The sequence below is a fragment of the Candidatus Pelagibacter communis genome, from assembly GCF_001180205.1.
Taxonomy (GTDB): domain Bacteria; phylum Pseudomonadota; class Alphaproteobacteria; order Pelagibacterales; family Pelagibacteraceae; genus Pelagibacter; species Pelagibacter ubique_O.
The window spans coordinates 14,465-36,060 of sequence record NZ_CVSU01000121.1; the positions used below are offsets into that span (position 1 = coordinate 14,465).

The following is a 21,596-nucleotide window of genomic DNA, read 5'->3' on the forward strand; positions in this document are numbered from 1 at the left end:
TATGGAAGATAAAGATAAAAAAATAGAAAGTTTGCACTTAAAATTAATTCCGTACTTTGAAAAGTATGGAATACTTCTTTTGTTAGTTCTTATGATTCTGGTAATGCATATTTTACAACCAGATGTGTTTTTATCATGGAGAAATGTAACCAATGTTTTTAAACAAATATCCTGGCAATCAATGCTAGCTCTAGGAGTATTTATGGTAATTGTGACAGCAGGAATTGATCTTTCTGTTGGCTCTATAATGATGTTATCTCTTATGATTTTAGCTGTCGTTGCAAAAGCAGGAGCCCCCTGGTTCATTGTAGTAATTACGCCATTGATTGCAGGTTTTTTGTGTGGGTTATTTAATGGTTTAGGTATTACTTTATTACGGATGCCTCATCCTTTTATAATGACTTTGGGCACACTTTATATATTTAGAGGTGCAGGAAATTTAATTTCAGGTGGTACTCCTATTAGTGGTTTTACAGATGAAGTTAGATATTTGGGACATGGAAGAATTGATCTTCAATGGTTGGGATTAGAAAAATCTCAATATTTACCTGTAAGTTTAGTATTAATTGCAATTGTTTATATAATTTTTTGGATTTTTTTAAATAAGAGTAAAACTGGTAAATGGATTTATGCAATTGGAGGCAATCCAAATGCAGCTAGAGCTTCAGGAATAAATGTAAATAAAATTTTGATTATTGTTTATTCTTTGTGTGGTTTTTTATCTGGTATTGGTGCTTTAATTTTAGCTGGAAGAACTGACTCAGGGTATCCAAATGCTGGACTTCAGTCAGAACTCGATGCGATTGCTGCTTGTATTATTGGTGGAGCAAGTTTTTTTGGAGGAAGAGGAACTGTGCTTGGAGTTTTTGCTGGAGTTATGATTATGGGTATTCTTCGTAATGGACTAAACTTAATGGATGTAAGTTCATTTTGGCAACAAGTGTTAATCGGCTCAATTATAGTTTTAGCTGTTTATATAGACGTGCTAAGAAGAGATATTGGAACAAGAAAATAATTTACACGTATTAGTTGTTTTAATCTAATTTAGAACTGTTCTTATTAACTGTTGAATTCTTTTTAAATTTTCGATTAAATTTAATTTTAAAAAACAACTAAGGGGAAATATATGAAAAACTTAACAAAAATAATTAGTGTAATTATTACTTCTGTTTTTCTATTAGCAAGTTTTTCAACAGGGGCATTTGCTGGAAAAAAAATATTATTCAGCATTAAAGGACCTGGATCAGGAAATCCTTTTTGGGCATCTGTAGAAAAAGGAGCTAAAGAAGAAGCAGCAAAATTAGGTGTTGATTTAGTTTTGGTTGCACCACCGCAAGAAGGTGATGTACAAGCTCAGATTAACCAAGTTGAAGACCAACTAGCAAAAGGTGTTGATGCAATAGCTTTAGCGCCAGGAGATCCAAATGCTTTTGCTCCAATCGTAGACGATGCGATTAAAAGTGGCGTTCCAGTTGTATTTGTGGATACAAAAGGAATTAATGAAGGGGTAACTTTTATTGGAACAAACAACATGAATGGTGCAGAGTTAGCTGCAAAATTTATTTGTGATAAAACTCCTAAAGGTTCAGATGTTGCAATTTTAACCGGTATTGAGTCACAATCTACAGCTTTGTTAAGAAGAGATGGTGCAATAAAAGGTTTTAAAAATTGTGGATTAAATATTGTTGCTACTCAAACTGCTGAGTGGGACACTGCAAAAGGTAGATCTGTAACTGAGTCGATTATTTTAAAAAATCCAAACATTAAAGCAATATTTGCTTCAAATGATAATATGGGCTTAGGTGCTATGCAGGCTCTTAAAGATGCGGACATGAATGATGTGGTTGTAGTAGGTTTTGATGCTACTCCAGATGCAGCTACAAGTATCTTAAAAGGAGAGATGACAGCGACAATTGCTCAGTTTTCTTACAACATGGGTGCATATGGAGTAAAATATGCTCTTGAATTAGCTAATGGTGGAAGTATTGATCCAAACATCGATACAGGAACACAATTGGTAACAAAAGAAAACGCAAACGATTTTAAATAATCTTTAGATAATAAATAATTAAAAAGGGTGGAATTTAATTCCACCCTTTTTTTTTATGTAATATAATATTTTAATGTTAATAAATATAAATCCAGTTTTAAGCCCTGAATTATTATTTCATCTAAGATCCATGGGTCATGGAGAAAAATTAATTTTAGCTGATGCAAATTTTCCTGCAAATACCTCTAATGACAAAGTGATAAGATTAGACGGAGTTGGGATTAAAGAAGCGGCCTCAGCAATCCTTTCCGTTTTTCCTCTTGATAGTTTTATTGTTACACAAGGTGGATCTCCAGCTTTGAGAATGGAGGTGGATGACAAACCAGATGAATTAACAGAGACGCATAAGGAATTTATTGATGTAGTTAAAAATGTTTCTGGGATAAATTGGAAAGTTGGTTCAATATCTAGGCAAAATTTTTATGAAGAAGCAAAAAAAGCATACTGTATAGTTACAACTACAGATGCTAGACCTTTTGGATGTTTTATTTTAACTAAAGGTGTAATTTTACCAGACGGTAAGGTTTGGTCATAAAATTTAATTAATGAAATCTATTTCTATATTAGGAGTTTTCGTAGCAGATTTGTGTTTTATTGGAGATAAAATTCCCAGCAAAGGTCAAACAATTTTAGGAAAAAAACACGTAGTAGGTCCAGGTGGAAAAGGATCAAATCAAGCGATCGCAGCCTCTAGATTAAATGGAGAAGTTAGTTTTATAACCAAAGTTGGTAAAGATAGTCATTCTGAAATGGCATTTAATCTTTATAAGGAAGCTGGAGTAAAAACTCATTCAATCATTCAGGATGAAAAACTTTTTACAGGAGTTGCTGGCATTATGATCGATAAAGATGGAAACAATGCAATTAGTATTGTTTCAGGAGCAGCTGAACATCTTGTTAGTGAAGATATAGACAATAAAATTGAAACAATTAAAAATTCAGAAATATTTCTGACACAAATGGAAACTCCTGATGAAGTTACAATTTATGCTTTAAAAAAAGCAAAAGAACATAAATGTATAACCATTTTAAATCCTGCTCCAGCACGTAAAATTGACGAGGGTAATTTTAAATTAATAGATTTTTTTACTCCTAATGAAACAGAGGCTGAATTTTATTTAAATAAAAAAATTAAAACAGTTGAAGATATAAAAAATGCAGCCGACGAGTTTTTAAAAAAAGGCATAAAAAATGTGATTATTACTTTAGGTGAAAAAGGTATTTATTTCTCAAACGGAAAAGAAAACTTTTTCTTGGAAGCATATAAACTAAAACAAGCCGTTGTAGATACAACAGGAGCAGGAGATGCATTTAATGGAGCTTTTGCTGTCGGTTTAGCAAATGATCTAGATATAAAAGAAGCTTTATCATTTGCAAATAAAGTTGCGGGGATTTCAACAACAAGATTAGGTGCCGCTTCTTCTATGCCTTTTGCTAAAGAAGTAACAGATAATTAAATTTAATTCTTTTTATTTTCAGCCATGGACAACGCAATCTTAAATGAATTTAAAATTGGAGCTAAGTTTGCCTCGTTTTTTCCTGCAATAGCAAATGCAGAACCATGAGCAGTAGTTGTAACTGGTACAGTTAATCCACCTTGGACTGTTACCCCTCTATCAAAACCAAATGCTTTAAGACCAGATTGTAGCGCATCATGATACATACCAACCATACAATCATGATTTTTATTTTTATAAGCTACTACAAAAGAGGTGTCACATGGTAAAGGACCATCAACATTGTAACCAAGTTTTTTTGCTTCCTCAATCGCAGGTATAATTTCATCTTTTTCTTCAGTACCAAACTCTGCATGGGGATTAAGTGCCTGAATAGCAATTCGAGGTTTCTTAACACCGTTTAGCTCCATAACTTCATTAATTAATTTTATAGGCTTCATTATATTTTCTTTTGTAATATGTTGGGCAACTTCTTTTATTGGAATATGCGATGTTACCCTTGCTGTCCAAAAATTATCTATAACATTAAACTCACAACAGAAACTATTTACTTCAAGTTTTTCTGCCATTAATTGCAATTCATCTGAGTGTTTATTTCCCCCAAGTTTTAAACTTGTTTTATTCATTGGCGCAAAATTAATTGCATCAATTTTTTTTTCTTTAGCAAGAGTTAAAGCTAAATCTAATGCTTCTAATACACTTTCACCAGACTCTTTTGATGGTTCAGCTAACTTATATTTATGATTTTTTCCTTTAGAAATATTTAATAGAAATCTATTTGCTTTATTAAAATCAATTTCATCGAAATTTTTAACAATATCTATATTATGTGAAATTCCTGTAATATTATTTCCTGTTTCAAATACCTGCTTTTCACCAATGATAACTATGTTTGCTTTTTTAGTCATTTCATCATTTAAAAGTTTTGAAACTAATTCTGGACCAATACCTGCAGGATCACCTAATAGTAAAGCAATGTTAGATTTGTTTTGAGCCATTTTTTTCTTTACGTCTTGTATCAGATTATGTTTAAATTATTAAATATAAATTAACTTAAGAGGGAAATAATGAAAAAAAGCTTTAAACTATTTTTAGCAGCTGCTTTCCTAGTAACTGAATTTTTTGTTGTAGCTCTTCCATTAATGATCACATCAGCTAAAGCTGACGGTCATCCAATACAAGCAATTACACACGCTGGTTTTGGTGGTGGAACTGACGTTACTACTAGAATGATGTTATTAAGAGCAAGAAGAGTTCTTAAGCAGGATATGCAATTAGTGAACAAAAAAGGTGGTGGTGGAGCGGCATCAATGGATTACATGATGTCTTTACCTGCAGATGGTAACCACACTTTAACTTGGACTACAGGTCATGCTGTATCTATGGCTTTAGGCAAAACTAAGGTTAAGTTAAGTGATATGCAACCACTTGCTAGAGGAACTGATGATCCTCAATTATTTGTTGTAAATTGTAAAAACGATATCAAAGATGCTAAAAAATTTATTAGCACACAAAAATCAAAATCACTAAAATATGGAACTACTCACACTGGTGGTATTGACGATGTTAGTGCAATCGCATTTACAAAAAAAGGTGGATTAAAAGATCCAACTATCGTTGCTTACAAAGGTGTTGCGCCAATCAAAACTAACCTTATCAAAGGAGATATTGATGTAGGTGTTTTAAACTTAGGTGAAGCATTAACTGAAATTAATGAAGGTAAACTTTGTGTTTCAGTCGTATTAGCAAATAATAGAATGGCTAAAATTGGAGACTCTCCAACAGCAAAAGAATTAGGTATACCTGTTTCTTTATCTACTGTTAGAGGTTTCGTAACTAAAAAAGGTGCTCCAGCAGATAGAGTAAAACAATTAGAAGCTGGAATGATGAAAGCTATGAGCCACAACTACTACAAAAATTTCTTAACAGAAATTGGTCTTGATGAGACAAGTGTTGTAGGTGCAGATGAATGGGGTAAGCAAATGGAAGAAATGCTTGCTGAGATGACTGCGCAGCTTAAAGCTTTAGGTTACATTAACTAATCTAATTAAAAGTACATTTGAATATGAAAAATGTACAAAAACAAAAAAGGGCAAACAAAAGTTTGCCCTTTTTTTTTAGAGATGAGTTTAGAGTCTCTCTTGTAATTATTTTAATATCTGTAGCATTATTAATCACAACTTTTACTTTTGATATTGTTCCTCCAATTTTAAATAGAGGAATACAGCCAGCAACATTCCCAAAAGCGCTTTTAGTCTTAATAATAGTAATGACATTGTTAATCTATTATTTGGCAACTAAAAATCCTTGGAAAGTTGAAAAAAAATTACCAAGATCATTTTTTCTAACTTTATCAAGTTTTGTTATTTTTGTAGTAGTTTCTAAAACACTTGATTTCTTTTTAGCAATCTCAGCTTTATCTATCTTTGTTTCTTATTGTTGGGGAGAAAAAAGATTATTTTATTTATTACTAGTTGGGATTATTTTCCCAATTATTGTTTTTATATTTTTTGAAACTATTTTAGGTTTAAGATTTCCCCTAGGAATAATTACTAACATTTACTATAGTTAAATGGATAATTTATTATTAATGCTGGCGCCACTTTTCAGTTCTAAACTATTATTAGTTTTGTTTTTTGGAACTTTATTTGGTTTGATATTAGGTGTGTTGCCAGGGTTAGGACCAACAACAGGTGGAGCATTGATATTACCTTTCACAATGACTCTAGATCCATTATCTGCAATTGTTTTATTAACTTCTATTTATTGTGCAGGAACCTATGGTGGTGCAATAACTGCAGTACTTATTAATACACCAGGTACCCCAGCAGCTGCAGCCACTTGTTTAGATGGCTATCCTTTAGCACAAAAAGGCGAAGCTGGAAGAGCTTTAGGTATGGCAACAGTATCAAGTACTGTTGGAGGTATTTTTAGTGTCGTTATATTAGTTTTCTTTGCTCCTATACTAGCACAACTTGCTTATGAGTTTGGTCAGCCAGAATATTTTGCATTAGCTATATTTGGTTTAACGATGCTTGCTTCAATAGGTGAGGGTAGTCCAATTAAAAATTTAATCGCAGGTGCATTTGGAATATTGATTTCTACCGTTGGTAAAGATTTTATGACTTCAATTGATCGTTTTACTTTTGGGATCAATGAATTAACTGAGGGAATAGGATTTATACCAGTAGTGGTTGGACTTTTTGCAATGAGTGAAATGTTAACTCAATCAACTTTAATCAATCAAGTGTTTAACAGAATAGCTTTAAAAGCAATTAAGCTTCCTAGCAAAGATGATTATAAAAAAACTTGGAAAACAATATTACGATCAAGTGGGATTGGATCATTTATTGGAGTTCTTCCTGCAGAAGGTGGAACAGTTGCATCCTTAATTGGTTATTCTGAAGCAAAGAGATTTTCAAAAAATCCAGAAGAATTTGGAAAAGGATCTATTGAAGGCATTGCTGGTGCTGAGGCTGCAAATAACGCAGCAACAGGTGGCGCGATGGTTCCAACTTTAGCTCTAGGTATTCCTGGTAGCGCAACAACAGCAGTTATACTTACGGGATTGATTATTCATGGTGTTAGACCTGGACCAGATTTGTTTAGAGAACAACCAGATTTCCTATATGGAATTTTTGGCGCCATGCTTATAGCTAATATCCTTTTTTTTATTTTTGGATTTTTTGGAGCAAAAATATTTGCAAGAATTACCTTAGTACCTAACAAAATCTTATGGCCAATGATATTCGCAGTTTCAGTATGTGGAACTTATTCTTTAAATCAATCTATAATAGATGTTTGGATAATGTTATTTTTTGGAGTGCTAGGTTTCTTTATGAGAAGGTATGGCTTTTCAGTAGTACCAGTTATTATTGGATTAATTTTGGGTGAGTTAGTTGAGGGAACTTTAAGACAATCTCTAGTTATATTCGATGGTAATTGGCTGATGTTTTTCACAAGACCAATTGCTTTAACATTCTTTATTTTGTCTTTAATTGCTTTGGCTTTTCCTTTAATAAGATCGAGGAAAATAAAAAAAAATAATGATTAAGTACGATTTAAATGATCGAGTGGCAGTTGTTACTGGTGGAGCCCAGGGTTTTGGTTTAGCAATAACTGAAAGATTTATTGAAGCAGGAGCTAAAGTTATAATTTGGGATATTGATGATAATGCTGCTAAAGAAGCGATTGATAAAGTTAAATCAGAAAACCTAAGTCATCAGGTCGTAGACGTAACTAATTTTGAAATAGTAAATAAAAATTTAGACGAAGTAGAGAAAAAATACGGAAAAATAGATATTTTTGTCAATAACGCAGGTATTGCAGGTATGAATACTACTGTCGCTGAATATCCATTAGATGAATGGAAAAAAGTAATGAACTTAAATTTAAATTCAGTTTTCTATTGTTGTAAAGCAGTTGTTCCATTCATGTTAAAAAATGACTACGGGAGAATAGTAAACATCGCATCTATTGCAGGAAAAGAGGGCAATCCTAATGCGAGTGCATATAGTACTTCTAAGGCTGGCGTTATCGGTTTAACAAAATCTCTAGGTAAAGAACTTGCCCAAAAAAATATAGCTGTAAATTGCGTAACTCCAGCAGCAGCTAAAACAAGAATTTTTGATCAAATGACCGAAGAACATATAAATTATATGTTATCAAAAATTCCAAGAAACAAATTTGCAAAAGTTGAAGAATTAGCTTCATTAGTAACTTGGTTAGCTAGTGAAGAAAATTCATTCTCCACAGCTGCAGTTTTTGATTTAAGTGGTGGAAGAGCTACATATTAGTTATGCAAGTAGGTATTGATGTAGGAGCAACTAAAATTGAGAGTGTTGTTCTTGAAGAGAATGGGAACGAAAAACACAGATCAAGAATATCGTGTCCTAAGGAGTATACCCAAATTATAACTGCTATAAGAGATATTCACAGTAAATTAGAACAAGAGTTTAAACAAGAACTTCCAATTGGTGTTTGTCATCCAGGAGTTCATTCTCCTCAAACAGGATTAGTAAAAAATGCTCCAAATATAACCTGGTTAGAAAAAAAACCATTTCAAAGCGATCTTCGTAAAGCTCTTGGAAAAGAAGTGTTTTGTGAAAATGATGCAAATTGTTTTGCTTTATCTGAAGCAATAGATGGATCAGGCAAACATTACAAAATTGTTTATGGAATTATATTAGGTTCAGGAGTTGGAGGCGGTTTAGTAATAGACAAAAAAATTATTACTGGCTCGAATGGAGTAGCAGGGGAATGGGGACATAACCAAATTCCATATTTTGCAGCTAAGAAAGAAAATTTTGACTCAAGCAATGCTAGGGAAGCAGAGATTGAAAGTTTTTTATCTGGTTTAAGTTTAGCAAAAAGATTTAAGAAACTTTATGGAAAAAATTTAAATACAAATGAAATTTTTGAATTGAACAGAAAACATGATTTAGATGCAGAAAAATTTATTGATGATTTTAAAGTGAATTTAGCAATGTCGCTTTCAAGTATAATAAATATTTTAGATCCTGATGCTTTTATTTTTGGAGGCGGAGTTTCAAACGAAATTGATTTTTTAAATGAAATAGACTCACTGGTTAGAAAATTTGTTATTGGTAGAGAGTACGAAGGTGTTTTTTTAAAACCAAGGTATGGTGATGCAAGTGGTGTCCGTGGTGCTGCAAGATTAGGAAGAAGTGCGACGTATTAGAAAATTCAATTCATAATTTAATAAAAAAAAATTAAATTTTTCCAAAAATATAAAAAAATTTATAAAAAATTATAAAAAATTAATTTCAACTAAAGGTTGATTTAATTTTAATTTTACCAAATTAGAATTAGATATAGAAATTATATATAAATTGTTATTAATTTTATTTTTTACTTTACTACTTATGTTTGAATGTGTTTATATCCTGACTTAATAATTAATATATATATATTAACTTAACTAACTAATAAGAGGGAAATAATGAAAAAACTTATACTTTCGATTGCAGCTCTTGCATTATTTGCAACTTCTGCGTTCGCTGAAAGATACGTCATGATTACTCATGGTGAAGGAAAAGATCCTTTTTGGCCAGTAGTTCAAAAAGGTGGTGAAGATGCAGCTAGAGCAATCGGCGCTGACTTCGAATACATCTACAACCCTTCTGCTGATATGGCTGATATGGCAAGCTCAATTCAAGCTGCTGCAGCTACTCAACCAGACGGTATGGTAATTTCTTTACCAGATCCAGATGCATTAGGCCCAGCTATTAAAGCTGCTGTTGCTGCTGGTGTTCCAGTAATTACAATGAACTCTGGTTTAGAGTCTTCTGCTAGCCTAGGTGCTTTAATGCACGTTGGTCAGCCTGAATTACTTGCTGGACAAAAAGCTGGTGAAAGAGCAAAATCTGAAGGTGCTACTAAAGCACTTTGTATGATTCAAGAAGCATACAACACAGCTCTTGTAGACAGATGTGAAGGTTACGGTGCAGCTGTTCCTATGCAAATGACTGATACTACATCTGACCCTGCAACTATTCAAACTAGAGCAACTGCTGCTTTACAAGCTAACACTGATATCGATGCGATCCTTTCAGTAGGACCACACGTATGTGAAGCTGTTGATAAAGCTTTAGTTGATCTTGGTATGACAGTACACCACTCTTGCTTCGACTTGAGTCCTGCAGTTATGGACTTAATCGGATCTGGAAGAGTTTCTTTCACTATCGATCAACAACAAAGATTACAAGGTTATATGCCAGTTATCGTATTACACTTGTACAATAACAGTGCTGGACTTTTACCAGGAGCTAACATCCCATCAGGACCTGGCTTCGTTGACAAGTCTAACGCTTCTTCAGTTGCTGCTTTAGCAGGAATTGATAGATAGTCTGTAATAATTTAAAGGGTCGATTATTCAATCGGCCCTTTTTTTTTTACACAATTAACAAGTCTTTTAAAAATGAATACATCAACAACAAAAAAACCAAGACAAGAGTCAGACCGACAAGGTGAAAAAAAATGGTACTCTGCATTTACGTCTCGTCCAGAGGTTGGACCTTTTGGAGTTATGGTTTTACTTTTTTGTATGTTGGGATACTTTTCTATTCCAGAAGGACAATTTTCTCTTAATCCTTTTTCTGGTGAAGGATTTAACGCTTTAGGAATTAGAAATAATTTTAGGGTAATTGCACAATTAGGGATCGTTGCACTTGCTGCTGGAATGTTAATTATAGCAGGTGAATTTGATCTTTCTGTTGGTTCAATGATTGGTTTTGCTGGCGGTTGTATGGCAATGATACTAAAATGGGGTTTTGCTGTTGTTATTCCTTACATATCTTTTGAAGGAGGTTTTCATTTTGAAGGATACACATTATTTAAAATTAAAGATGTTTCACCACTACTAGCAATATTAATTACACTATGTATGACGCTATCTTTTGGATGGATACAAGGATGGATAATAGTTAAAAGTGGTATAGCATCTTTCATTGTAACGCTAGGTGGACTTTTCTTTTTACGAGGTTTAACAGAAGTTTCGTATAGAGCATTTAACAGAGCTCCTGATCAAACTGCTGGATCAACAACTGTTACAGATTTACCAGATATCAAAAACATTATAAATGTTCCAGGTCATGGAGAAATGGAAAGAGATGCGGCTAAAGCTTTACCAAATGACCAATTATTAGAAATTCTTAGCACTGTACCAGCGAGCACGGTAGCAAAATTAACCGAACGACTAACATATATAAACGAAAAGGTTGCAGCTTACAAAACCGAAGCAAATGCTGAAAAAATGATTTCAACTTTAGAAAAATCATTAGCTGGAGCAAAAAAATCTGGCAATGATTCAATGGTCGAAATTTTGACAAAGAAAATAGAAGCTGGAGTTAATGTTCCTGATGTTGCTGCAAAAGCGGTTACTGATATTGATATAGCAAGAGCTTACATAGATACAATAGTTACTGCAAGACCGGTTGCTAATTTTTTTGGAGGCGACATTATGGAGCCAGTATTTAATTGGTTATATTATACGGTAGATTGGAATGTAAATAACTATGGAAACATTTTTGCTAAAGGAATGTATTCTGCATTAATGATTTGGGGACTTATAGCGTTTATTTGTTATTTAATTTTGAGTAAAACTCAAGCAGGTAATTGGATTTATTCAACTGGTGGAAACCTTAGTGCTGCAAAAGCTAACGGTGTGCCAACTAATAAAGTTAAGATTTCATTATTTATGTTTACTGCGTTCTGCGCAACTATGTTTGCTGCGTGCCAAGTATTTGAAGTTAATACTGCGGATACAGCAAAAGGTAATTTAAAAGAATTAGAAGCAATTGCTGCGGCGGTTATAGGTGGTGTTGTGCTAACTGGAGGTTTTGGAACAATAGGTGGAATAATCCTCGGCACAATTATTTTTGGAATTGCAAAAGAAGCCTTCTTTTATATTCCAGGAATTGATGGATCGTTCTACAGAGTTTTCCTTGGAGCAGTTCTTGTTACTGCTGCCTTGACAAATGAGAATATTAGAAAACGAATTATGGGAAATATCTAATGGACAAAAAACCATTAATTGAAATAAAGAATCTAGTAAAAAAATTTGGAACATTTACTGCTCTAAACGGAGTTTCATTAGATGTTTATCCGGGCGAAGTTCATGCACTTTTAGGTGACAATGGTGCTGGAAAGTCAACTTTGATCAAAGTATTATCTGGGGTTCATCCAATGACAAGTGGAGAAATAAAAGTAGATGGAGAAATCGTTAACTTCACTACACCACGTCAAGCATCTGATGCAGGTATTGGAACAGTTTATCAAGATTTAGCACTCAACGCTCTAACATCAGTAACAAGAAATTTTTTTCTTGGACGTGAATTAATAAAAGGACCTAGTGGATTTGGTTTAATGCAAATGGATGAGATGGACAGAATAACAACAGAAGAAATGTCTAAAATTGGAATTAATATTGCAAACCCTAATCAGCCAGTTGGAACAATGTCAGGTGGACAAAGACAAACATTGGCTATTGCAAGAGCAATTTACTTTGGTGCAAAGATATTAATATTAGATGAACCTACATCAGCATTAGGTCAAAAGCAGCAAATGGAGGTTTTAAAGACAATTAAAAAAGTACAAAGTTTAGGAAATATTGCAATTATACTTATTACACACAACGAAATTCATGCACGTCTTATAGCTGATCGATATACTTTCTTAAGTTTAGGAGAAGTAATTGGTTCAGGATTGTCATCGGAACTTGGTAACGAGGATGTGAAAAGATTGATGGCAGGTGGTGCAAAAATAGGTGATCTTGCCAAAGAATTAGAATTGTAATGAAAGTAAAATATTACGATTTAGAAAATAAAAGAGTATTTATCACTGGTGGGGGATCAGGAATTGGAGCTTCAATTGTTGAACATTTTTGTGAACAAGGTTCTGAAGTTTACTTTATAGATATTAAAGTTTCAGAAGCTGAAAAATTAATTGAAGATATAAAAAATAAAAAATATTCAATACCAACTTTTATTGAATGTGATTTGTTAAATATAAAACAACTTCAAAAGACAATTGCGGACATCATTGATCAAAAAGGCCCAATTGATATCTTAATTAATAATGCCGCTAACGACACAAGACACAAAATTGACGATGTTACAGAGGAATATTGGAACGAAAGAATGAATGTAAACCTAAGGCATTATTTTTTCACAGTTCAATCAGTTAAAAAATCAATGATTGAAAATAAAGGTGGTGTAATTGTAAATATAGGATCTTCCTCTTGGATGGTTGGACAAGGTGGTATGGCTGCTTACACAGCTGCAAAATCAGGGGTAGTTGGTTTAACTAGATCATTTGCAAGAGATTTAGGTGAATTTAACATCAGAGTTAACTCAGTAGTACCAGGATGGGTCTTAACACAAAGACAAATTGATCTTTGGTTAAACGAGGAGTCTGAGAAAGATTTGATGAAAAATCAATGTTTAAAAGAGAGATTGTTGCCTCATGAGCTTGCTCAAGCAGTATTATTTTTTTCATCAGAACAATCAGGTGGATGTACTAATCAATCTTACATTGTTGATAAAGGTTGGTTGTAATAGGCTTTGTGAAAGCACAAAGTTCAAAAATAGAAAATAAATATTTAAGAATTAAAACAATTAACATCGGTGCTTGTTTGTATGAGGTTTATGACAAACAAAGAAAAATAAACTTAATCTTAAATCTTGGTCCTACCAAAAATTATAGTAGTAAAAATTTTTACGTAGGTGCTACTTGCGGACGGTATGCAGGTAGAATATCAAATTCAAAATTTAGGATTAAAAATAAGATTTATAAACTTGATGGCAACGAAGGTAGAAATACTTTACATGGAGGGAAAATAGGATTTGATAGATTAAAGTGGAAAATACACCATTGCTCAAAAACTAAAATTATCTATCAATTATTATCTAAAAATCTTGACCAAGGTTTCCCAGGAGATTTGAATTCGGAGTGTTCTTATGAAATTAAAAATAAAAGTTTAATTATTAAATACCAATACAAATCAAATCAATTTACTCACGTCAGTTTAACAAATCATAGTTATTGGAATTTAAATAAAAATAAAAAAGAGACGATTTTTAACCATGATCTAAAAATTAACTCAGAAAAATATCTTGAGGTAAACAATAAATTAATCCCAACTGGTAAAATTAAAAAAGTAAAAAATACTATTAATGACTTTACTAAGTTTCAAAATATCGGAAAAAAAATAAGTATAATAAAAAATAAGAAAATAAAGAGAGTATCCAATACAATCAATCAATTAGGATTTGATTTAACATTTTGTGTCAAAAAAAATTCTAAAAACTATTTAGCCTCGTTAAAAAATAAAAAAACTAATATACAATTAGATTTTTATTCAAATCTTCCTGGGGTACAGCTCTATACTAGCCAAGGTTTACGATATAAAAACAAACTTGCTCCTTATCAAGGTGTTTGTTTAGAAACTCAACACTATCCAGATGCACCAAACAATAAAAATTTTCCAAGTACTTTAATTAAACCTAAAAAACTTTATAAGCATTTTACAAAAATAAATATTTCATAAAATGAATAAAAAAATAAACATATCAATTGTTGGAACTGGTTTAATGGGTTTACAACATATTAAAGCTATTAAAAAATCAAAGAAAGCAAATCTTCATTCAATAGTAGATATTAGTAATAATGCTAAAAATTTATCAAAAAAATATAAAATCCCATTATATTCAAATGTATCAGAGCTTTTAAATTCAAAAAAACTAGATGCTGTAATAGTCGCTACCCCAAATCAATTGCATGAAAAACATACTGTAAGTTTTTTAAAAAATAAAATTCCTGTTTTGTTAGAAAAACCTATTTCACACAATTTTCAATCTGCAAAAAAAATCATAAGCAGTTCTAAGAAGAATAAAACACCATTATTGATTGGATATCATCGTCGACATAATTCAATAGTTTCTAAAGTTAAAGACATTATTAACAAAGGTAAATTGGGCAACATCGTTTCTGCAAACGTTTTATGCTGGTTATATAAACACAAAGCATATTACAAAGAAAAATGGAGAGTTAGTAAAGGTGGTGGGCCTTTAGGTATCAATTTAGTGCATGACATTGATATGATTTGTTATTTATTGGGTTCAATAAAATATGTTCAAGCATTTACAACAAATAAAACTAGAAAATTTCAAGTAGAGGATACAGCCACAATAAGCTTGATCTTTTATTCAGGAGCGCTCTGTACACTTAATTTGTCAGATACAATTGTTGCACCGTGGAGTTATGAATTAACCGCTGGAGAAAATTCTGCATACCCAATTACCAACCAATCTGCTTATATGATTGGAGGCACCAAAGGTTCTTTACAGTTTCCCAATCTTAAATATTGGTTTTATAAAAAAGAACGAAGCTGGTGGAACAAGATTTTTGTTAATGAAGATAAAAACAAAAAAGATGACAATACATTAGTAAACCAAATTGACCATTTTGCTGATGTAGTGACTAAAAAAGCTAAACCAAAAGTAAATGGTAATGATGGTTTAATTTCTCTTAAAATTTTTGCAGCAATAACTAAAAGTGCAAAAACTGGTAAAAAAGTAAGAATATAAATTTTTTATTAAAATTTAAATCATTCATTGTTTTGACATATTTTATTTGTTAACTTTTTATATGAAAAAAATTATCTTACTTGCTTTATTTAGTTTTTTATTTTTTACAAATTCAAATGCTGCATGTGACGATCCTTTAACAGAAGGTGTAGATTATTCTAATTGTAGATTTTCAGACTCTCAAGACCTACAAGGAAGTTATCTTCCAAATTCAAATCTTTCTTTTTCAAGTTTTATTCAAGTGAATTTTGATAAAAGCATTATGATGACTTCAAATTTATCATTTGGAACTTTCCCAGAGTCTACATTTGTAAGAGCTAATCTTTATGAATCGATTTCTATAGGTGCAAATTTTGAAAAAACTAATTTCACAGGAGCAAACTTAACTAGAGTAGATTTTATGGGTGCTACGTTGATTGAAGCTAATTTTCAAAACTCTAATTTGATGGAAGCTAACTTTACATCTTCTAACATTATCAATGCTAATTTTGATGGAGCTAATTTAACCGGAGCTACTTGGACCAATGGTCAAACGTGTGGTCCAGAATCTATCGGTACCTGTAAACAATAATTGATGAATACTTCAGTTAATACTGATGATGTAATCTTTAATTTTTTTAAACAAATTTGTGATGAAAAAGATGATCAAAAATGTGTTGAGCTTGGTAAAGAATGGATAAAAGCAATGGAAACAAATTTGTCTGAAATGGAGAAAAACTTAAATGGAGCTGATTACATTAAACATAAAGATGATATTCAAAGTAACAGAAACCATCTTAATAGCTTAAAAAATAAAACTTCATCTGAGTGGAGAGAATACGCTACACAATGTATGATCGAAATAATGAACCATAAAAATCAGAAATAATTAAATTTTTAAAAAGACTTTCAATAATAAACAAAATATATTAAGTATATCAACAAGGGGTGTCTTAACAGACTGAGATCATACCCAAAGAACCTGTCCGGTAATTCAGAAAGGGATAAAATGGATAAAACATATTTTTTAACTCAATCAACCTCATTAACATTAGTTATTATAATTAGTTTAACATTTGCTTTCTTGGGAATTTTTCACTCTAAAAAATTTAGAGGAATTAATAATTATTTAACTGCAAATAGAAACATTGGTTTATTTTCACTTACCACAAGTCTAGTAGCATCAGCTTTAGGAGCCTGGATCCTATTTGGTCCAGTTGCGGCTGCAACATGGGGTGGAGTAGGTGCTGTTATTGGATATGCATTAGGCACAGCTTTTCCAATGATTTTCTTAATTTATTTTGGAAAAAAAATTAGAAAAGAGTTTCCAAAAGGGTCTTCTTTAGTTGAGTTTATGAGAAAGAAATTTAGCAAAAGCCTATTTAAGTTAATTTTGTTAATGACAATCTTTTATATGTTCATTTTTCTTTGTGCAGAAGTAACGGCGGTTGCTTTATTAATCAATTATATATCTGGAACAGAATTGTGGATTACAGCGTTAATAGTTTTGGTAGCTACCTTAAGCTACACCCTTTATGGGGGTCTAAGAGCATCAATATTTACTGATAATATTCAAATGATTGTAATTGGTGTTTTATTATTTGTTTTGATTTCAATCATTAGTTCATCTTCAGGAGATAATTTTTCTTTTTCTTTAGTTAATGAGAAAAATCCTCAATTAATAAGTTCAAAATATATTCCAGGATACACCGCTGGATTAACTTTTTTTATAGCAGTTGCAGCAACTAATTTATTTCATCAAGGAAATTGGCAAAGAGTATATGCAGCAAAAGATTTTCAAACATTAAAAATTGGTTTGATAATTTCTTTCTTTATTATTGTTCCAATAGTTTTTTTAATGGGATTTATTGGAATGGTTTCATTTTCAATGGACCCATCTGTTAGATCAGATTTAGGATTTTTTAATTTATTATTAAAAGATCAAACAGAAATTTTATCCTTGTTGATCGTTGTCCTTGGTCTTGCATTAACAATATCTACTGTTGATACTTTAGTTAATGCTATTTCAAGCTTGTTTGTAGTTGATGGCAAAGCAACTTTTAACTTCGATAAAAAAACTGATTACTTAAAAATATCTAAGTATTTTATTTTAATCTTGTCTGTAATTGCTTTTGGAGTTGCTTCAAAAGGATTTGATATTTTATATTTATTCTTACTTGCAGATTTATTTTGTTGTGCATTTGTAGTGACTGTTTTTTATAGTTTCTATAATAAGGTGGGTGAAAAAAATGCTTATGTTTCAATTATAATTAGTCTAGTTGCAGGATTTTTAATGTTTCCATTTCCAGATTTTTCTAAAAGTTTATTAGTAGGAGTAATTTTTCCTACAGATACATTTTCACCTTTTATAGCTCAATCTTTATTATTTTTATCTTTTTTGGTTGCAACTTTCTTGCCAGTAATAATTTTGAAAATTAAATTTAGATAGAGGATTTTAAAGCGTCATAAATAAGTTCTTTGGTTGTCTCACCAATACTTCTGTAAACTTCTTTATTATCTTTAAAAATTAAAAGTGTTGTTTGATATTGAACATTAAAAAATTTAGCAATTTCTTTATTTGTTACATCAAAAGCAAAGTATTCCATATTTTCAAAATCTTTTTTTGCTTTTTTTAACACTTCCATTTGACCTGCACATGACGAGCAATATTTAATCCAAGAACTCACAACAACAACTTTTCCTTCCGATAAAGCTTTGTCAAATAATTGTTTATCATAAGTCGTTTCTTTACTAGTTGCTTTGGAAGTCAATGCTAATACAAAACAAATAAATATTAAAAATTTTTTCATATGTTTTTTCATTTAACGTAAATTTTAATTTATTGTAATACAATAAATTGTCTCTATATATGGTTATCAAATGTCTAGTGATCTAATTACTATAAATAACTTATCAAAAGCCTATGACAATGGATTTGAAGCATTAAAAAACATTAATCTTAATATTAAAAAGGGTGAAATTTTTGCGATGCTTGGACCAAATGGCGCAGGAAAAACAACTCTAATAAGTATTATCTGTGGAATAGTAAGACCATCTTCTGGAAAGGTTACAGTAGACGAATTTGATATAATTGATGATTATAGAGAAACAAGGTCAAAAATTGGTTTAGTTCCACAAGAGCTTACTCTGGAACAATTTGAAACCGTATTTAATAACGTTTCCTATTCTAGAGGTTTGTACGGGAAGAAACCTGACGCAAAACATATTGAGAAAGTTTTAAAAGATTTAAGTTTATGGGATAAAAAAGATTTAAGACTTAGACAATTGTCTGGAGGAATGAAAAGAAGGGTTTTAATTGCAAAAGCATTATCTCATGAACCAACCATTTTGTTTTTAGATGAACCAACTGCTGGAGTAGATGTTGAGTTAAGACAAGACATGTGGAAAGTTGTTGAGAGTTTAAGGAAAAATGGCGTTACAATAATTTTAACCACACACTACATAGAAGAAGCAGAGGCTATTGCGGATAGAGTGGGAGTTATCAATCAAGGAGAAATAATAGTTGTCGATGAAACAAAAGAATTATTAAAGAAATTGGGTCATAAGAAACTTACGGTAGACTTACAGGAAGAGGTCAAAGCAATACCAAATAGTTTAGTAAAATACAATCTTGAGATAGGAAAAGATAAAATGTCAATTGATTATACTTACAATGTTCAAGCAAAACAAACAGGTATTACAAATTTACTTCAAGATTTAAAAGATGCAGGATTTAAACTAAAGGATCTAAAAACAGAACAGAGTACACTAGAAAAAATTTTTGTAAGCTTAGTAAAGGAAAACAATGAAATTTAATTATTATGCATTTAAAGCAATTTACCTTCATGAGATGGATAGATTTAGAAGAACATTGATGCAATCCTTATTATCGCCAGTTTTATCTACCTCTTTATATTTTATAGTTTTTGGCTCAGTTATTGGAGGATATGTTGAAAATATTGATGGCATTAGTTATGGATCATACATCGTACCTGGTTTGTTGATGCTTACATTATTAACCCAATCAATAAGTAACACATCCTTTGGTATTTTTTTTCCTAAATTTAATGGAACAATTTATGAAATTTTAGCTGCACCAATTTCAACTCTAGAAATAGTTCTTGCATTTGTTGGCGCAGGAGCAACCAAAACTTTAATTGTTGGTTGTATGATATTCATTACTTCAACTTTTTTTGTTGAAGTTGAAGTGCAATTCCCAATATTAATGATTTTTCTTTTAGTATTAGTATCATTTACTTTTGCATTATTTGGTTTTTTAATTGGATTGATGAGTTCTAATTTCGAACAAATGTCAATCATACCAACTCTTGTTATAACTCCAATGGTTTTTTTAGGTGGAAGCTTATATTCTTTAGATATGCTTCCAGAGTTTTGGCAAATAGTTACATATTTTAATCCAGTAGTATATCTGATAAATGGATTAAGATTTTCATTTTATGGAGTATCAGATTTTAATATATGGATAAGTGTTGGTTTAATGTTAAGCTTTTTGATTATTTGTATAGTGATTGTAACAACGCTTCTTAAAAAAGGTTATAATATAAAAACATAAATAATGATTAAATATATTCTTCCAGCTATTATTATTTTTTTGATTGTTTTGTTCTGGGAGAAAATTACCGAATACGTAGAAAAAAAATTCAATATTAAGCTTAATTATATTGCCGTTAGCTCCATAATTGCTGCAATAGCAGTAATTCTTTTGCTCCTTAATTACTAGGATTTATGAACATTCTTGATGTTTCAAATTTTGAAATAAAGGAAACGGATGGAGTTTTTACCTTTAAAAATAAAAATACAACAATAGGCTTTGTTAGATTTAATGAGATAGGAGAAGTAGAGTATATTTTTGTTAATCCGATTTTTAGAAAAAAAGGATTAGCAACCAAATTATTAGAATTAGTAAAAGAAAAAACTGGAAAAGCAATAATACTTCAAGAACCGATAAGCCCTTTAGGATTGAAATTATTAAAATCATTAAATAGATGGAAGTAAACTTTTTATTTTTCTTAACGGTTGTTCCTGCCATTATTTTATATGGAATTGCAAAATCAGGTCTAGGTGGTTCCATGACTTTAATTTCTGTTCCTTTAATGACAATAGTGATGCCATTAAACCAAGCTTTAGGAATTATTTTACCAATTTTAATATTTTCAGATTTTATTGCTGTTTATAAATATAGAAAGGAATTTGACTTAGGAACTTTAAAATTAATGGTTCCATTTGCAGCAATCGGGATATTTATTGGATCATTAACTTTTTCATATTTTTCAGAGGAATTATTAAAATTTATTATTGGAGTTATGGGCTTCTTGTTTGCTGGTCATTACTTTTTTTTTAAAAAAAATAAAGAAAAAAAGTCAGAAAAAAACTTTTTTAAAGGTGGTACTTGTTCAGTCGTAGCAGGATTTACAAGTTTTTGCGTACATGCGGGAGGAACTCCAACTAGTCTTTATTTACTCCCGCTTAGAATGAAAAAAGAAATTTATGTAGGTACAAGAATATTTTTTTTCACTTTCGTAAATTTAATTAAACTTCCCTTGTACATTAGTTTATCTATGACAAACTTAGAGTCTTTTAAACAGTCAGCAACATTGTTTCCAGTTGCATTATTGGGAATATTGATTGGATATCAATTACTTAAAATTATTGAAGAGAAATTATTTTACAATATTTTATATGCTTTAATTTTTGTTACTAGTGTGAAGCTTTTGTATGATTATCTGGTATGATTTAATTACGCATTTAAACTTTAAAATAAATGGTAGATAATTATTAGAATGAAAAAAAAATTTAACCCAAGAATTAAAGCAAGATTAAGAAAAAATAGACAGGTTTTAACTAAAAATATTGATAATTTTTTTGCGTGGGTCAAAGGCGCAAAACTTGTTGAGCTTAAAGAATGTAATACAGATGAAGATCCTGTAAGACCAGAGTTAGATAACAAGTTTAGAACAGGATATGGAAGAAAAATTTTTGGTG

The 21,596-nt window shown here is 31.1% G+C and carries 25 protein-coding genes; 23 read left to right on the forward strand and 2 right to left on the reverse strand.

Features of this window, described 5'->3' with window-relative positions; genetic code table 11:
• Position 1: 1 nt before the first annotated feature.
• The 4 genes from AMO08_RS05425 to rbsK all read left to right on the forward strand — a co-directional run bounded on the left by AMO08_RS05425 (position 2) and on the right by rbsK (position 3,507).
• The gene (locus tag AMO08_RS05425; RefSeq protein WP_075485974.1) at positions 2–1,015 is read left to right on the forward strand and encodes an ABC transporter permease; all 1,014 of its coding nucleotides are present in this window, start codon (positions 2–4) and stop codon (positions 1,013–1,015) included.
• A gap of 111 nt (positions 1,016–1,126) precedes the next feature.
• Positions 1,127–2,050 carry a sugar ABC transporter substrate-binding protein gene (locus AMO08_RS05430; protein ID WP_075485952.1) on the forward strand — a complete coding sequence of 308 codons (924 nt, stop codon included), beginning with the start codon at positions 1,127–1,129 and terminating at the stop codon, positions 2,048–2,050.
• 73 nt (positions 2,051–2,123) lie between these two features.
• Positions 2,124–2,585 (forward strand): RbsD/FucU family protein, encoded by a 462-nt coding sequence (locus AMO08_RS05435; RefSeq protein ID WP_075485953.1) that lies wholly within the window; start codon positions 2,124–2,126, stop codon positions 2,583–2,585.
• 10 nt (positions 2,586–2,595) lie between these two features.
• A complete protein-coding gene (rbsK, locus tag AMO08_RS05440; protein ID WP_075485954.1) occupies positions 2,596–3,507 on the forward strand; it encodes a ribokinase in 912 nt (303 codons plus the stop codon).
• A gap of 2 nt (positions 3,508–3,509) precedes the next feature.
• Here rbsK and AMO08_RS05445 read toward each other — a convergent pair whose 3' ends face one another.
• Positions 3,510–4,505, reverse strand: coding sequence for a 4-hydroxythreonine-4-phosphate dehydrogenase PdxA (locus AMO08_RS05445; protein ID WP_075485955.1), 996 nt, complete (start codon positions 4,503–4,505; stop codon positions 3,510–3,512).
• A 69-nt stretch (positions 4,506–4,574) separates the two neighbouring features.
• Between AMO08_RS05445 and AMO08_RS05450 the strand changes: the two genes are divergently transcribed.
• The 14 genes from AMO08_RS05450 to AMO08_RS05515 all read left to right on the forward strand — a co-directional run bounded on the left by AMO08_RS05450 (position 4,575) and on the right by AMO08_RS05515 (position 18,042).
• The gene (locus AMO08_RS05450) at positions 4,575–5,549 is read left to right on the forward strand and encodes a Bug family tripartite tricarboxylate transporter substrate binding protein (RefSeq protein ID WP_075485956.1); all 975 of its coding nucleotides are present in this window, start codon (positions 4,575–4,577) and stop codon (positions 5,547–5,549) included.
• A gap of 23 nt (positions 5,550–5,572) precedes the next feature.
• Positions 5,573–6,079, forward strand: a complete 507-nt coding sequence (locus AMO08_RS05455) for a tripartite tricarboxylate transporter TctB family protein (protein WP_082255036.1) — start codon at positions 5,573–5,575, stop codon at positions 6,077–6,079.
• Complete coding sequence (locus tag AMO08_RS05460) at positions 6,080–7,561, forward strand: tripartite tricarboxylate transporter permease (protein ID WP_075485958.1); 1,482 nt, start codon at positions 6,080–6,082, stop codon at positions 7,559–7,561.
• Positions 7,554–8,303: an SDR family NAD(P)-dependent oxidoreductase gene (locus tag AMO08_RS05465; protein WP_075485959.1), complete on the forward strand. Its 750-nt coding sequence runs from the start codon at positions 7,554–7,556 to the stop codon at positions 8,301–8,303. Before AMO08_RS05460 ends, AMO08_RS05465 begins: the two co-directional genes overlap by 8 nt.
• A gap of 2 nt (positions 8,304–8,305) precedes the next feature.
• The gene (locus AMO08_RS05470) at positions 8,306–9,208 is read left to right on the forward strand and encodes an ROK family protein (RefSeq protein WP_075485960.1); all 903 of its coding nucleotides are present in this window, start codon (positions 8,306–8,308) and stop codon (positions 9,206–9,208) included.
• Between the two features lie 261 nt (positions 9,209–9,469).
• The gene (locus AMO08_RS05475; protein WP_075485961.1) at positions 9,470–10,375 is read left to right on the forward strand and encodes a sugar ABC transporter substrate-binding protein; all 906 of its coding nucleotides are present in this window, start codon (positions 9,470–9,472) and stop codon (positions 10,373–10,375) included.
• 72 nt (positions 10,376–10,447) lie between these two features.
• A complete protein-coding gene (locus AMO08_RS05480) occupies positions 10,448–12,043 on the forward strand; it encodes an ABC transporter permease (RefSeq protein WP_075485962.1) in 1,596 nt (531 codons plus the stop codon).
• Entirely contained in the window at positions 12,043–12,822 is a 780-nt protein-coding gene (locus AMO08_RS05485; RefSeq protein ID WP_075485963.1) for an ATP-binding cassette domain-containing protein, read from the forward strand. The genes AMO08_RS05480 and AMO08_RS05485 overlap by 1 nt, the downstream gene beginning before the upstream one ends.
• Positions 12,822–13,583 (forward strand): SDR family NAD(P)-dependent oxidoreductase, encoded by a 762-nt coding sequence (locus tag AMO08_RS05490; RefSeq protein WP_075485964.1) that lies wholly within the window; start codon positions 12,822–12,824, stop codon positions 13,581–13,583. The genes AMO08_RS05485 and AMO08_RS05490 overlap by 1 nt, the downstream gene beginning before the upstream one ends.
• An 8-nt stretch (positions 13,584–13,591) precedes the next feature.
• A complete protein-coding gene (locus AMO08_RS05495) occupies positions 13,592–14,575 on the forward strand; it encodes an aldose epimerase family protein (protein WP_179850757.1) in 984 nt (327 codons plus the stop codon).
• Between the two features lies 1 nt (position 14,576).
• Complete coding sequence (locus tag AMO08_RS05500; protein ID WP_075485966.1) at positions 14,577–15,614, forward strand: Gfo/Idh/MocA family protein; 1,038 nt, start codon at positions 14,577–14,579, stop codon at positions 15,612–15,614.
• Positions 15,615–15,675: 61 nt separating this feature from the next.
• Positions 15,676–16,185: a pentapeptide repeat-containing protein gene (locus AMO08_RS05505; protein ID WP_075485967.1), complete on the forward strand. Its 510-nt coding sequence runs from the start codon at positions 15,676–15,678 to the stop codon at positions 16,183–16,185.
• A 3-nt stretch (positions 16,186–16,188) separates the two neighbouring features.
• Positions 16,189–16,482, forward strand: coding sequence for a hypothetical protein (locus tag AMO08_RS05510; RefSeq protein WP_075485968.1), 294 nt, complete (start codon positions 16,189–16,191; stop codon positions 16,480–16,482).
• Positions 16,483–16,602: 120 nt separating this feature from the next.
• Positions 16,603–18,042: a sodium:solute symporter family transporter gene (locus AMO08_RS05515; protein ID WP_075485969.1), complete on the forward strand. Its 1,440-nt coding sequence runs from the start codon at positions 16,603–16,605 to the stop codon at positions 18,040–18,042.
• On the opposite strand, the gene AMO08_RS05520 is transcribed toward AMO08_RS05515, so the two are convergent.
• The gene (locus AMO08_RS05520; protein ID WP_256997669.1) at positions 18,035–18,415 is read right to left on the reverse strand and encodes a thioredoxin family protein; all 381 of its coding nucleotides are present in this window, start codon (positions 18,413–18,415) and stop codon (positions 18,035–18,037) included. The genes AMO08_RS05515 and AMO08_RS05520 overlap by 8 nt on opposite strands.
• A 58-nt stretch (positions 18,416–18,473) precedes the next feature.
• Here AMO08_RS05520 and AMO08_RS05525 point away from each other — a divergent pair, with 58 nt between their 5' ends.
• The 5 genes from AMO08_RS05525 to AMO08_RS05545 form a co-directional block, all read left to right on the forward strand.
• Entirely contained in the window at positions 18,474–19,409 is a 936-nt protein-coding gene (locus AMO08_RS05525) for an ABC transporter ATP-binding protein (RefSeq protein WP_075485970.1), read from the forward strand.
• Positions 19,399–20,166, forward strand: coding sequence for an ABC transporter permease (locus AMO08_RS05530; protein WP_075485971.1), 768 nt, complete (start codon positions 19,399–19,401; stop codon positions 20,164–20,166). The genes AMO08_RS05525 and AMO08_RS05530 overlap by 11 nt, the downstream gene beginning before the upstream one ends.
• 173 nt (positions 20,167–20,339) lie before the next feature.
• Entirely contained in the window at positions 20,340–20,609 is a 270-nt protein-coding gene (locus tag AMO08_RS05535; RefSeq protein WP_075485972.1) for a GNAT family N-acetyltransferase, read from the forward strand.
• Complete coding sequence (locus tag AMO08_RS05540) at positions 20,600–21,346, forward strand: sulfite exporter TauE/SafE family protein (RefSeq protein WP_075485973.1); 747 nt, start codon at positions 20,600–20,602, stop codon at positions 21,344–21,346. The genes AMO08_RS05535 and AMO08_RS05540 overlap by 10 nt, the downstream gene beginning before the upstream one ends.
• Before the next feature lie 48 nt (positions 21,347–21,394).
• The coding region (locus AMO08_RS05545; protein ID WP_143323823.1) for a hypothetical protein at positions 21,395–21,596 on the forward strand (202 nt) is incomplete at its 3' end.